The organism is Brachybacterium sp. FME24, assembly GCF_014897705.1.
GTDB lineage: Bacteria > Actinomycetota > Actinomycetes > Actinomycetales > Dermabacteraceae > Brachybacterium.
Genome location: NZ_JABUXV010000016.1, coordinates 88,670 through 100,679 on the forward strand (window position 1 = coordinate 88,670; position 12,010 = coordinate 100,679).

Consider the following 12,010-nt stretch of genomic DNA (forward strand, 5'->3'; position numbering starts at 1 on the left):
TCAGGGGACGGCGGTCCCGCGACCGAAGACGGTTGCCAGGACTGCGCCGCGGTGCTTCGATGGGTTCATGCACCCCCTCGCGAGAGGTCGTCTCGCCGGGTACCTCCTGGACAGCTCCGGGTACCTGGGGATCGCGGCGGCGATGCTGCCGCTGGGAGCGAGCGTGAATCTGCTGACCGACCTCGCCTCGCACCGGGGCTACGCGTACGCCATCAGTGCGGTGCCGCCCGCGATCGCCACGGTGATCGCCACGCGGGCCGAATCCGGCGACAGGCGGGCGACCTGGGGCAAGCACCGTCGTGGCCTGCAGGTCGTCGAGGACCGCCGCGAGGATTCGGACGCGAGCGGCACTCCGCTCTCGGCGTCGCGCGCCCTGCTGCGGAACACGGTGAAGATCTTCGTGCCCTGGCAGCTCGCGCACGTGACCGGGGTCGGAGCGGCCTGGGGCGGCTTCGAGAAGCGTGAGCCGGTGACCTGCTCGGCCGCGGTCCTCACCTACGCCACGATCGCGGTCTTCGCCGTGATGTGCCTGCGCGGCAGCGGACGCGGTCCGCACGACCTCGCCGCCGGCAGCGTCGTCATCCCCGTTCCCGCCACTGCCCCGCGATCTCGATGAGAAGGTCGTTGGCCTCCTGCTCGGCGATGGTGGCGCGCACCCCGTCGGTGCCGTAGCCGCGCAGCACCAGACCACGCTCATCGGCGAAGGCCACGAACTCCGAGCTGCGCTCCCGCACCGGGAAGTACACGAAGTTGCCGTGGGCGGAGGGCATCGTCCAGCCCTGAGCGGCGAGCGCGGCCAGCACCCGGGAGCGCTCGGTGCGGATCCATTCGGCGCGCCGGGCGAGCTCCTCGCGCACGTCGACCCCCAGGCTCGCGAGCGCCGCGGCCTGGGCGGGCATGCTGGCCCCGAAGGGCACGGTGACCTGGCTGAGGGCGCGAGCGAGCCGAGGATGCGCGACGGCGTAGCCGATGCGCAGGCCGGCCAGGCCCTGCAGCTTGGAGAAGGTGCGCAGCAGCACCACGTTGCCATGACGCCGGAAGATCCCGGCGGTGCCGGCGACCGTGGCCGGGTCGTGGAACTCTCGGTAGGCCTCATCGATCGCGACCACCACCTCCGCCGGGACGCGGCCGAGGAACTCCTCGATCTGAGTCGTGGACAGCGAGGCACCGGTGGGATTGTTCGGAGTGCACAGGATGATCAGACGCGTGCGCTCGGTGATCGCGGCGGCCATCGCCTCGAGGTCGTACTCGAGCTCATCGGTCAGCGGCACCTGCACGCTGACGCCGCCATGGGACCCGACAAGGATCGGATAGGCCTCGAAGGAGCGCCAGGGGTAGATGACCTCATCCCCTTCGCCGACGACGGCTCGCACGAGGTCACCGGTGACGGCGACCGACCCGGTCGACAGCGCGATCTGCGACGGGTCCACGCCGTGGCGGGCGCCGAGTTCGGCACGCAGCTCCAGGGCGGCGGCGTCGGGATACCGGTGGGACCCTTCGAGCGTGGCGACGACGGCCTCGCGCACCGCTGCCACCGGAGGGAACGGGGACTCGTTCGACGACGCCTTGAAGCGGCGCTGCCCGTCGTCGACGGCCGGCCTGCCGGCGACGTACGCGGGCAGGTCATCGAGAGTGGGGCGCAGTCGAATGGACTCGGTGGGTTCGGGATACCGGTCTGAGTCGGACGGGGAGGACATGCCCTCAGGGTAGGCCGATCCCCGTCAGGCCCCTCCCTCAGGACAGCAGCCGGACGATCTCCTGCACCACGAGCTCCGGCTCGGACACGGGAATCAGGTGCCCCGAGCGTTCCGCGGCGACGAACCGGCCCCTCTCCTGACTCGTGGCCCGGCCGCGGTGCGCGGCGGTGAGCTCCTCGCGCCGTCGACGTCCGAGTCCCTCGGGAAGTCGACCGGACAGGACCGTCGTCGGGACGTCCGCGCTCTCGGGCGGGTCGAGGCGCAGCCCCCTCAGACCCTGGATGAGGTGGGCGGATTCTGCGCGCACCACCTTCGCGTACTCCGGCGTCGAGACGGCGGCGATGAACTCGGTCCGGAAGGGCTCGGGCAGGTCAGGCGCCGCGGCGCGCTGCAGCGGACCGAGCAGTCCCAGCCGAGCGAGCGCAGGCAGGATCACGCCCTGGGCACGGGTCGTGACGTGCACCGTACGGGTGAAGTACAGGTCGGCCAGCTCATCGGTGGGGTCCACCAGCACCATCCCGATCGACGTCGCGCCGCGGTCCCGGAGCATCGCGGCGGCGAGCCGCACGATCGGACCGCCCCAGCTGTGGCCCACCAGGACGAGGCGCTCATGCCGGTGCGCGGCGACCACAGCCATCAGGTCCTGGACCAGGCGGGCGAGATCCCGCGGGCCGGGCGCCGGATCGCTCGTCCCGTAGCCCGCCCGGTCATAGGCCACCGTGCGCACGCCCGGCGGCAGGTGGTCCAGCACGCCTCCCCAGCCGGCGGCGGTGGCCCCGAGGCCGGCCTCGAGCACCACCAGATCAGGACCGTCACCGCGGACGATCGTGCGCAGGCAGCGCCCGTCGGCCGTGCGGAGGGTGTCAGCAGTCCGGGACGTGGAGGAGCGGGGCTGCGACGGCGACATGCACCGATCCTGCCATGAGGTTTTCCCCCGTGCGCCGGCGACGACCGGCTGGAATGATGGGGGCATGCGACTTCTCGGACACGTCATCGTCACCGGCCTCGCGCTGTGGGTCACTGCCCTGATCCTGCCCGGAATGCATCTGGGCGACGACAGCTCCGCCCTGCTCACCCAGGTCCTCACCATCGCCGCGATCGCGGTGATCCTGGCACTGATCAACACGATCGTCCGACCGATCCTGTCGTTCCTCACCTTCCCCATCACCTGCGTGACCCTCGGGCTGTTCCAGCTCGTCATCAACACGCTGATGCTGCTGCTGACCAGCTGGATCTCCGGAATGCTCGGACTGACCCTGGAGTTCGACACCTTCTGGTGGGCGCTGCTGGCCGGCGTGATCATCGGCATCCTCTCGGCGATCGTCGAAGCGATCACGGGTCTCGGCGAGAACCGCGGGGACCGCCGCTACGAGGTCCGCGACTGAGCCCGGCGGTCACCGGTCCGGTCCGCGCGCGGCGGCGCTGAGACGCCCTCCCCGCGCCGCCTGAAGATTCTGGGAGAATGGGACCATGGCTCATTCCTTCGCGGACATCACGCCGCCGATCGCCCTGACCCCCCTCGACGGCCGCTATCGCGCGCAGGCCGCTCCCCTGGTCGACCACCTCTCGGAGGCCGCCCTGAATCGCGCCCGCCTGGTGGTGGAGACCGAGTGGATGATCCATCTGCTCGATACCGAGGTCATCCCGGAGCTGCGCACCCTCACCGAGGGTGAGCGGGCCCTGCTGCGTGCCATCCCCGAGGACTTCGGCGCCGAGGGGATCGCCGAGCACGCCGAGATCGAGCGTGAGACCGTCCACGACGTCAAGGCGATCGAGTACTACATCAAGCGTCGCCTGGCCGGCACCAGCCTCGAGCCGCTGGCCGAGGTGGTGCACATCTACTGCACCAGCGAGGACGTCAACAACCTCTCCTACGCGCTGATGATCCAGGGCGCCGTGAAGCAGGTGTGGCTGCCCGCTCTCGGCGAGGTGATCGACGACCTCACCTCCCTCGCGCGCACCACCGCAGAGGTGCCGATGCTCTCGCGCACCCACGGCCAGCCCGCCACCCCGACCACGCTCGGCAAGGAGATGGCAGTCTTCGCGCACCGGCTGCGCCGCCAGGCCCGTCGGATCGCGGCCGACGAGATCCTCGGCAAGATCAACGGCGCCACCGGCACCTACGCCGCCCACGCCGTCGCCGTGCCCTCGGCCGATTGGGAGCAGGTCTCGCGCACCTTCGTCGAGCACCTCGGTCTCACCTGGAATCCGCTGACCACCCAGATCGAGTCCCACGACTGGCAGGCCGAGGTGTATGCGGACATCGCCCGCGCCGGCCGCATCCTGCACAACCTGGCCACCGACATCTGGACCTACATCTCGATGGGCTACTTCCGTCAGCGGCTCTCGGCCCAGGGCGGCACCGGCTCCTCGACGATGCCCCACAAGGTCAACCCCATCCGCTTCGAGAACGCCGAGGCGAACCTCGAGATCTCCGGAGCGCTGCTGGATTCGCTCGGCCAGACGCTGGTCACCTCGCGCCTGCAGCGCGACCTCACCGACTCCACCACCCAGCGCAACGTGGGGCCGGCGCTGGGCCACTCGCTGCTGGCGATCTCGAACCTGCGACGCGGCCTGGCGGGCCTGGATGTCGATGCCGACGCGATGGCCGCGGACCTCGAGGGCAACTGGGAGGTGCTCGGCGAGGCCGTGCAATCCGTGATGCGCACCCTCGGCGTGCAGGGTGCGACCGGTATGGACAACCCCTACGAACGGCTGAAGGATCTCACCCGTGGCCACCGCGTGACCGGTGACGGGATGCGCGAGTTCATCGGGGGCCTCGGCCTGCCGGACGCCGAGCGTGAGCGCCTGTTGGCGCTGAGCCCGCACAGCTACACCGGCTATGCCGCCGGCCTGGTGACTCACCTGGACGATGCCGACCACGGGGCTCAGGCGTGATGAGCACCGACGACGGCGACCTCGGCGCCGCGGACAGCGCACCCCCGGTGCCACCCGCGCAGCCCGGTGACCACGGCACGCACGGCGATCCCGGATACCAGGGGAAGAAGTCGCCGTACTTGCGCCGCCTGAAGCTCATCGAGGGTCAGGTGCGCGGAGTCCATCGCATGGTGGAGGACGACACCTACTGCATCGACGTGCTGACCCAGATCTCCGCGGTCACCAAGGCCCTCGAATCGGTGGCCCTCGGCCTGGTCGACGACCACATCCATCACTGCGTGCACGACGCCGCGACCTCGGGCGACCGTGAGGAGCTGGACCGCAAGATGGACGAGATCATGGGCGCCGTCAAGCGGCTCATGAAGTGAGTTCGGACCTGGGCGCCTCGCCGCCGGAGTCGCTGCCGCTGCCCCGGACGTTCTTCGACCGGCCCGTGCTCGAGCTGGGCCCGCTGCTGCTGGGCTGCGTGCTCGTCGGCCGCGGCGTCGCGCTGCGGATCACCGAGGTCGAGGCGTACGTCGGCGCGGAGGATCCCGGTTCGCACGCCTACCGGGGGCCCACCGCTCGCAATGCCACCATGTTCGGCGAGCCGGGGCATCTGTACGTGTACCGGCACATGGGGCTGCATTCGTGCATGAACATCGTCGCCGACACGGAGGGCACGGGCACCGGGTGCCTGATCCGGGCCGGCGAGATCATCGACGGGACCGACCTGGCCTTTTCCCGCCGCCGCGCGGGCGGGGTGTGCCGCACCGAGCGGGATCTGGCGCGGGGCCCGGGGCGGGCCACCGTGGCCTGCGGGATCACCTTCGAGGACGACGGGCTGGACCTGTGCGAACAGAACAGCGGCATGCACCTGCGGGGACGCCTGGATCCCGTCGACCGGGCCGACGGCGAGCGGCCGGGCGAGGAGCCCTTCATGCCGCATCCGCACCTGGCGGTGGGGCCGCGCATCGGCCTGCGCGAGGAGGCCTCGCATCCCGAGCTCTACCCGTGGCGGTACCGGATCGCCGGGGACCTGACCGTCTCCGGACCCGGTGCGCTGAACCGCTGAGCACGGTCAGCGGCTGATCCGTCAGTGGTCAGCGGCTCAGCAGTCAGCGGCCAGCGACTCAGCACCTCAGCGGGGTCGGATCGAGACCGAGTCGAGGGATGCGTCCGCCGGGAGGCGCAGCGCGAGCCCCACGGTGGCGGCGACCGACGTGGGCTGCAGATAGTTCTCCTCCTCGTACTCGCCGCCCTCATAGGAGCGCAGCTCACGCTGCATGTCCGTGGCCACACGGCCCGGATGGATCGAGGTGACCCGCACGCCGTGGTCCCGTTCCTCGGCCCGCAGCGAATCGGCGAGGCCGCGCATCGCGAACTTCGAGGCGCTGTACGCCCCGCGGGTGCGCACGGCATTGATTCCGGAGCCGGAATTGATCATCACCACGGTGCCGCCCGCGGCGCGCAGAGCAGGCAGCAGCAGTCGGGTCAGCTCGGCGACGGCCACCACATTGATCTCGAAGGACTGTGACCACTGCTGCGGTGCGGACTCCTCGACGGTGCCGTTGGCGAGGATCCCCGCGGAATGGACGACGCCGGCGAGGCCGCCTGAGAGGTCGAGGCCGTTCACGGCGTGGGCGACGTTCTCGTAGTCAGTGAGCTCGGCGACGAAGGTCTCGGCCGAGGGGAACTGCGCGGCGAGCTCGGCGAGCGCCTGCTCGTCGCGACCGCCCAGGATGAGGTGGTGGTCCGTGGCGAGCTCGTCGGCGACGGCGCGGCCGATCCCCCGATTGGCCCCGGTGATCAGCACGGCGGGACGGGATCCGCTGGTGGCGGCCTGGTTCTGCGAAGGATCAGTCATGCTCTGAGTCTGTCACGGAGTGGGTTGCGCAGTGTGCTGAAGAGTGTGCTGACGAGTGCATCGGGGGGACTGCCACGAAGGACCCTGGACAGCGCTATGACCGTTTCTGGGCGGGGCTCGGACCGCTTCGGGCCGTCGCAGGCCGCCTCGGCGGTGCGATCATGGACGACGTGCAGACCGTGACTCCGAGCAGGACCTGGGTGCGGGTCGAGGTGATCGTCGTCCTCGCCCTCTCCCTGGGGCGCAGCGCCGTGTATTCGCTGATCGCGCTGGTGCAGGCCCTCGCCGCGGGGCCGCTGTCCACCCAGTCGACGTCGCTGAACGAATCGATCCGCGAGAACCCGTGGCTGGATCTCTTCTACCAGCTGCTCTCGATCGCGTTCGCGCTGGTCCCCGTCGTGCTCGTGGTGCTGTTGCTCGCGCTCACCGCCGGTTCACTCGCGCAGGCCTTGAAGGACCTGGGACTGGACGTCGGCCGGCTCGGAAAGGACCTGGCCTGGGGGGTGGCGATCACGGCCGGGATCGGGCTGCCCGGGCTGGCGGTGTACTACGTCGGCCGCGCGATCGGGGCGACCGTCGAGGTGATCCCTGCGGCGTTGGACACCCACTGGTGGACGGTGCCCGTGCTCGTGCTGCACGCGCTGAAGAACGCGGTGCTCGAAGAGGTCATCGTCGTCGGTTACCTCTACCAGCGGCTGGAGCGGCTGGGCTGGTCGGGCCGGAAGATCATCGTCGTTTCCGCGGTGCTGCGCGGCGCCTATCACACGTACCAGGGGGTGGGCCCGGGCCTCGCGAATCTCGCGATGGGCCTGGTGTTCGGCGAGCTCTACCGCCGCACGCGACGCACGATGCCGCTGGTGGTCGCGCACACCCTGATCGACGTGTTCGCCTTCGTGGGCTACGCCCTGCTGAAGGACTTCATCGCCACCTGAGCGGTGAGGTGCTCACGCGCCGAGTGGTCAGAGGACTGCGGCTCGAGGACAGCGGACCGCCGACTGCTATCAGAAGTCGTCGGCCTGCGGTGAAGAGACGTCGGTCAGAGCCGATCAGAGAATGAAGGCCTCGCCCTCGCCCTCAGATTCGAGCGGCAGGCCGGACTCGAACCACATGTCCATCCCACCGGCGACGTTGATCGCATCGAAGCCGTTCGCATTCAGCCACTGTGAAACCTGGAAGCTGCGACCACCAGTGCGGCAGACGATGTAGAGGTCGGCATCGTCCTCGGGGAGCTTGTCGAGGCTCTCCAGCAAGATGCTCGCCGGCAGGTGCTGGGCGGTGGGCGCATGGCCCGCGTCCCATTCGGACTGCTCGCGCACATCGATCAGATGCGCACCCTCGGGGACGGCGTTCGGGGCGACAGACTCGAGATTCATGGCTCCAGCCTAGTTGCCGCGCGGGCCTGGTGCGAGGACGAGCGGCCGGCCCGGGAAGGGGTCGGCCGCTCGCGTTCTCGGAGCCGGTCTGTCCGGCCTGCGCTGCTCAGCAGCGTGCATTGCTCAGGCGGCGCGCATCGCGTATCGCTTCACCAGCGGCGAGCCCACCAGCACGGCAAGGATCACGAGCGCGTACGCGCCGAGCACGGACGCGAGGTACTGCACGGCCGCCATCGGATCGCTCGGGGCGCCGAAGACCGTCGTCAGCACCAGGAGTGCGGTGCCCGTGGCGATGATCGAGCTGAGACCGACGGGGACGGCGATCTCGGCGAGGCGGGCACGATGCAGCTGGCCCACCTCGGCGCCGGCGATGTGCTGGGCGCGCAGCCGCGGGGCCTGGTCGATGACCCGGGCGGTCTGGACGACGCCGGTGCTGACCGCGGCGAGCACCGCGGCGATCCCCAGGGTGAGCAGGCCGCCGGTGGTCATGGCGGTGAACATCATCGCGTCCTCGGGGCTGGAGGCCTCCCCCAGGGTCGCGATTATGGTCAGGAAACCGGCGATGACCAGCGCGAAGGTGATACCTGCGACGGCTCGCCACCCGGCCCGGGGGTCTCCGGCGAGGCGGCGTGCGCCCACCAGCAGCGAGGGCGTCGGGGCGATCTTGGCGAGGACGAGTGCGGTGACCCAGACGATGAAGGGTCCCACCACGTTGATCCCGGCAACGATCGCCCCGATGAACAGGATCATGATCGCGACCCCGACCGAGCCCAGCAGCACACCGCCCATGTTCATGAAGATCATGAAGCCCACGATCAGGACTGCCCAGATCACCAGGCGGACGACGGACAGGCGCACCACCCGGGAGCCACGGGCGACTCCCAGCGGGCTGAGGACCACTCCGGCCAGCGATACCGCGGCAGACCCCGCAGCGATCAGCACCAGGGCGACCACCAGCAGCGGGTACACCCACCACGGCAGCAGCAGCTCCGCGACGGTGAAGGGGGTGATGCCGAAGTCGAGCCGGGCCAGCGCAGGGGTCACCGCCAGGTGCGCCCCCAGGCCGAGGACCGCCCCGAGCAGCGACTGCGCGGCGACGTCGAGCACGGCCACCGAGCCGACCTGGCCGCCGGTGCCACCCACCAGGCGCATCGTGGCGAGGTCCTGCTCGCGGCGGGCGAGGGACAGGCGGGCCGCCGATCCGCCCAGCCCCACGGCGCTGGGGACCAGCAGCGCCGAGGCGAACACTGCGAAGATCAGCAGGAACCGCATGATCGAGGCCTCGCCCGTCATGGGCGTCCCTCCGGACGGGGTGCGAGCGGCGAAGGCGGCGGCCCCGCCGACGACGGTCGCGGTGATCGCGGTGGCGGCGGTGAAGGCGATGACGGGGAGGATGTCTGCCAGGGCGCCGCGGCGGCGCAGCAGCAGGGGCGCGGTGGCCAGCAGCGCGTTCATCGGGTCACCGCCGCATCCTGCGTGGCCTGAGCGTTCTGCGCGTCGGGACGCACGAACTCCTGGGCGATGCGGCCGTCGCGCATGGCGACCGTGCGGCGGCAGATCGCGGCGACCTTCGTATCGTGGGTGACCATCACCAGGCTGGCGCCGGAGTCGCGGCAGGACTCCACCAGGATCTCGAGAACGGACTGGCCGGTGGTCTGGTCGAGAGCGCCGGTGGGCTCGTCGGCGAAGACCACCGACGGGCGACCAGCCAGGGCGCGGGCGATCGACACCCGCTGCGCCTGGCCGCCGGAGAGCTGGGTGGGACGACGCTCATGCATCCCCTGCAGGCCGAGGCGGTCCAGCCAGGAGCGGGCCTCAGCAGTGGCGGTGCGGCGGGAGACGCCGCCGAGCATGCGCGGCAGGATCACGTTCTCGACCGCAGTGAGCTCGGGCAACAGCTGACCGTCCTGGAAGACGAACCCGAAGTCGCTGCGACGCAGGCGGGTGCGGGTGCGGTCCGGAAGGGCAGCGAGGTCGGTGCCGTCATGCAGCACGGTGCCGGCGGTGGGGCGCAGGATCCCCGCGAGGACGTGCAGCAGGGTGGTCTTGCCGCAACCGGACGGGCCCATCACGGCCAGGGAATCAGCCCGGGCGATGTCGAGGTCCACGCCGTCCAGGGCATGGGTCGCAGTGCCTTGGGGGCCGTAGGTCATAACCAGGCGCCGGCCCGAGAGCACCGGGGCGGGATGCAGGGCGGAGGGCTGAGCAGCGCCGACCGGTGCAGGAGCGGCGGCCGGCTGGACGGGGACGTCCGAGGTAGTTGCGGAGTAGGTCGTCGGGGCCGACGGCGCAGAAGAGGTGGTCGGGGCCGACGGGCCCGTCGGGGCGGAGGACGCGAGCGGAGCGGTGTTCATACGTCCCAGAATCGTCCGAATACCCCCGGACGCGCATCGGCCCCGGGATCGATTTCCCCCCGTTGATGTCAGACCGTGGTCGGACGGGCACCGGGTGGGCCGGGAACGTTCGCTCAGGCGGCGCGCATCGCGTATCGCTTCACCAGCGGCGAGCCCACCAGCACAGCGAGGATCACGAGCGCGTACGCGCCGAGCACGGACGCCAGGAACTGCACGGCCATCATCGGATCGCTCGGGGCTCCGCCGAGGACCGTCGTCAGCACCAGCAGCGCGGTGCCCGTAGCGATGATCGAGCTCAGCCCCACCGGGATCGTGATCTCGGCGAGCCGGGCCCAGTGCAGCTGGCCCACCTCGGCGCCCGCGATGTGTTGAGCCCGCAGCCGGGGGGCCTGGTCGATGACCCGGGCTGTCTGCACGACCCCCGTGCTGACCGCAGCGAGCACCGCGGCGATCCCCAGGGTGAGCAGGCCACCGGTGTTCATGGCAGTGAACATCATCGTCTCCTCCGGATTCGAGGCCTCACCCATTGTCGCCATCATGGTCAGGAAACCGGCGATGACCAGCGCGAAGGTGATACCTGAGACGGCCCGCCAGCCAGCGCGAGGGTCTCCGGCGAGGCGGCGTGCGCCCACCATCAGCGACGGTGTCGGGGCGATCTTGGCAAGAGCGCGCGCCGTGATCCAGACGAAGAACGGGCCCACGATGTTGATCCCGGCGACGATGGCGGCCACGAACAGCACCATGATCGCGATCGCCAGCATTCCGCCGCCGGCGTCCCCCAGAACCATGCCGCCCACCTGCATGAAGATGATGAACCCGACGATTATGGCGGCCCAGACGATCAGCCGGAGCACCGACATGCGCACCACACGGGAGTCGCGGGCAACCCCCAGGGGGCTCAGGACCACCCCTGCCAGGGACACGGTGGCAGAGCCAGCGGCGATCAGCACGAGAGCAATCACCAGCAGCGGGTAGGCCCACCACGGCATGAGCAGATCCGACAGCGTGAACGGGGTGATCCCGAAGTCGAGTTGGGTCAGCGCCGGGGTGACGGCGACATGGGCGCCGAGGCCCAGAAGCGCGCCGAGCAGCGCCTGCGCGGTGACGTCGAGCACGGCGACCGAGCCGACCTGGCCGCTGGTGCCACCGACCAGACGCATCGTGGCCAGGTCCTTCTCGCGGCGGGCCAGGGATAGCCGGGCTGCCGACCCGCCGAGCCCGACAGCGCTGGGCACCAGCAGCACCGAAGCGATGAGCGCGCAGATCACGAGGAACGGCATGAGCGATGCCTCGCCGGTCGTGGACGCGGCGCTCTCCGTGGGCAGGCGACCGACGAATGCGGCGGCTCCCCCGACGACGGTCGCGGTGATCGCGGTCGCCGCGGCGAAGGCGATGACCGGCAGGATGTCCGCCAGCGCACCGCGTCGACGCAGCAGAAGCGGGGCGGTGGACAGCAGCGCGTTCATCGCGTCACCGTCGGATCCTGCGCGACCTGCGCGGTATGAGCGGGCTGAGCGGTATGAGCGGGCTGAGCGGGCTGAGCGGGCTGGGCAGACTGAGTGGCCTGTGCGGCCTGTGCGGGCTGTGCGAAATGAGTCGTCTGCGCGTCGGGGCGCACGAACTCCTGAGCGATACGGCCATCACTCATGGCGACGGTGCGGCGACAGACCGCGGCGACCTTCGCGTCGTGGGTGACCATCACCAGGCTGGCACCGGAGTCGCGGCAGGACTCCACGAGAATATCGAGCACGGACTGACCGGTGGTCTGGTCCAGGGCGCCGGTGGGCGGGGCCTGACCCCGGTTCTTGGACACGCTGAATCCAGCATCTGCTGCTGGGGAAG

The 12,010-nt window shown here is 70.5% G+C and carries 13 protein-coding genes and 1 pseudogene; 6 read left to right on the top strand and 8 right to left on the bottom strand.

The window, feature by feature from the left end:
• The first annotated feature begins 67 nt into the window (after nt 1-67).
• Nucleotides 68-616, top strand: coding sequence for an RDD family protein (locus INT51_RS17055; protein ID WP_193106532.1), 549 nt, complete (start codon nt 68-70; stop codon nt 614-616).
• Here the strand turns inward: INT51_RS17055 and INT51_RS17060 are convergent.
• Both INT51_RS17060 and INT51_RS17065 read right to left on the bottom strand, forming a co-directional pair.
• A complete protein-coding gene (locus tag INT51_RS17060; protein ID WP_193106533.1) occupies nt 579-1,697 on the bottom strand; it encodes a histidinol-phosphate transaminase in 1,119 nt (372 codons plus the stop codon). The genes INT51_RS17055 and INT51_RS17060 overlap by 38 nt on opposite strands.
• 37 nt (nt 1,698-1,734) lie before the next feature.
• Entirely contained in the window at nt 1,735-2,604 is an 870-nt protein-coding gene (locus INT51_RS17065) for an alpha/beta fold hydrolase (RefSeq protein WP_193106534.1), read from the bottom strand.
• 64 nt (nt 2,605-2,668) lie between these two features.
• Between INT51_RS17065 and INT51_RS17070 the strand changes: the two genes are divergently transcribed.
• From INT51_RS17070 to INT51_RS17085, 4 genes are all read left to right on the top strand, one after another.
• Complete coding sequence (locus INT51_RS17070; RefSeq protein WP_193106535.1) at nt 2,669-3,082, top strand: phage holin family protein; 414 nt, start codon at nt 2,669-2,671, stop codon at nt 3,080-3,082.
• An 85-nt stretch (nt 3,083-3,167) separates the two neighbouring features.
• Nucleotides 3,168-4,595 carry an adenylosuccinate lyase gene (gene purB / locus INT51_RS17075; RefSeq protein ID WP_193106536.1) on the top strand — a complete coding sequence of 476 codons (1,428 nt, stop codon included), beginning with the start codon at nt 3,168-3,170 and terminating at the stop codon, nt 4,593-4,595.
• Nucleotides 4,595-4,963 (top strand): metal-sensitive transcriptional regulator, encoded by a 369-nt coding sequence (locus INT51_RS17080; protein ID WP_193106537.1) that lies wholly within the window; start codon nt 4,595-4,597, stop codon nt 4,961-4,963. The genes purB and INT51_RS17080 overlap by 1 nt, the downstream gene beginning before the upstream one ends.
• The gene (locus INT51_RS17085; protein WP_304502230.1) at nt 4,960-5,649 is read left to right on the top strand and encodes a DNA-3-methyladenine glycosylase; all 690 of its coding nucleotides are present in this window, start codon (nt 4,960-4,962) and stop codon (nt 5,647-5,649) included. Before INT51_RS17080 ends, INT51_RS17085 begins: the two co-directional genes overlap by 4 nt.
• A gap of 66 nt (nt 5,650-5,715) precedes the next feature.
• Here the strand turns inward: INT51_RS17085 and INT51_RS17090 are convergent, their stop codons facing one another.
• Nucleotides 5,716-6,441, bottom strand: coding sequence for an SDR family oxidoreductase (locus INT51_RS17090; protein WP_193106538.1), 726 nt, complete (start codon nt 6,439-6,441; stop codon nt 5,716-5,718).
• A gap of 161 nt (nt 6,442-6,602) precedes the next feature.
• On the opposite strand from INT51_RS17090, the gene INT51_RS17095 reads away from it, so the two are divergent.
• A complete protein-coding gene (locus INT51_RS17095) occupies nt 6,603-7,373 on the top strand; it encodes a CPBP family intramembrane glutamic endopeptidase (RefSeq protein WP_193106539.1) in 771 nt (256 codons plus the stop codon).
• Nucleotides 7,374-7,487: 114 nt separating this feature from the next.
• On the opposite strand, the gene INT51_RS17100 is transcribed toward INT51_RS17095, so the two are convergent.
• The 5 genes and pseudogenes from INT51_RS17100 to INT51_RS22400 form a co-directional block, all read right to left on the bottom strand.
• Entirely contained in the window at nt 7,488-7,814 is a 327-nt protein-coding gene (locus INT51_RS17100; protein WP_193106540.1) for a rhodanese-like domain-containing protein, read from the bottom strand.
• Between the two features lie 123 nt (nt 7,815-7,937).
• Nucleotides 7,938-9,269: an FtsX-like permease family protein gene (locus tag INT51_RS17105; protein WP_193106541.1), complete on the bottom strand. Its 1,332-nt coding sequence runs from the start codon at nt 9,267-9,269 to the stop codon at nt 7,938-7,940.
• Nucleotides 9,266-10,168 (bottom strand): ABC transporter ATP-binding protein, encoded by a 903-nt coding sequence (locus INT51_RS17110; protein WP_193106542.1) that lies wholly within the window; start codon nt 10,166-10,168, stop codon nt 9,266-9,268. The genes INT51_RS17105 and INT51_RS17110 overlap by 4 nt, the downstream gene beginning before the upstream one ends.
• A 113-nt stretch (nt 10,169-10,281) precedes the next feature.
• A complete protein-coding gene (locus INT51_RS17115; RefSeq protein ID WP_193106543.1) occupies nt 10,282-11,634 on the bottom strand; it encodes an FtsX-like permease family protein in 1,353 nt (450 codons plus the stop codon).
• Nucleotides 11,631-12,010: pseudogene (locus INT51_RS22400) on the bottom strand (hypothetical protein); the annotation flags it as partial. The gene INT51_RS17115 and the pseudogene INT51_RS22400, both read right to left, overlap by 4 nt.

What these genes read in the sequence shown, in the direction of transcription:
- INT51_RS17055 (WP_193106532.1), top strand. Translation starts at nt 68, where the DNA reads ATGCACCCCCTCGCGAGAGGTCGTCTCGCCGGGTACCTCCTGGACAGC.
- INT51_RS17060 (WP_193106533.1), bottom strand. Translation starts at nt 1,697, where the DNA reads ATGTCCTCCCCGTCCGACTCAGACCGGTATCCCGAACCCACCGAGTCC.
- INT51_RS17065 (WP_193106534.1), bottom strand. Translation starts at nt 2,604, where the DNA reads ATGTCGCCGTCGCAGCCCCGCTCCTCCACGTCCCGGACTGCTGACACC.
- INT51_RS17070 (WP_193106535.1), top strand. Translation starts at nt 2,669, where the DNA reads ATGCGACTTCTCGGACACGTCATCGTCACCGGCCTCGCGCTGTGGGTC.
- purB (WP_193106536.1), top strand. Translation starts at nt 3,168, where the DNA reads ATGGCTCATTCCTTCGCGGACATCACGCCGCCGATCGCCCTGACCCCC.
- INT51_RS17080 (WP_193106537.1), top strand. Translation starts at nt 4,595, where the DNA reads ATGAGCACCGACGACGGCGACCTCGGCGCCGCGGACAGCGCACCCCCG.
- INT51_RS17090 (WP_193106538.1), bottom strand. Translation starts at nt 6,441, where the DNA reads ATGACTGATCCTTCGCAGAACCAGGCCGCCACCAGCGGATCCCGTCCC.
- INT51_RS17095 (WP_193106539.1), top strand. Translation starts at nt 6,603, where the DNA reads ATGGACGACGTGCAGACCGTGACTCCGAGCAGGACCTGGGTGCGGGTC.
- INT51_RS17100 (WP_193106540.1), bottom strand. Translation starts at nt 7,814, where the DNA reads ATGAATCTCGAGTCTGTCGCCCCGAACGCCGTCCCCGAGGGTGCGCAT.
- INT51_RS17105 (WP_193106541.1), bottom strand. Translation starts at nt 9,269, where the DNA reads ATGAACGCGCTGCTGGCCACCGCGCCCCTGCTGCTGCGCCGCCGCGGC.
- INT51_RS17110 (WP_193106542.1), bottom strand. Translation starts at nt 10,168, where the DNA reads ATGAACACCGCTCCGCTCGCGTCCTCCGCCCCGACGGGCCCGTCGGCC.
- INT51_RS17115 (WP_193106543.1), bottom strand. Translation starts at nt 11,634, where the DNA reads ATGAACGCGCTGCTGTCCACCGCCCCGCTTCTGCTGCGTCGACGCGGT.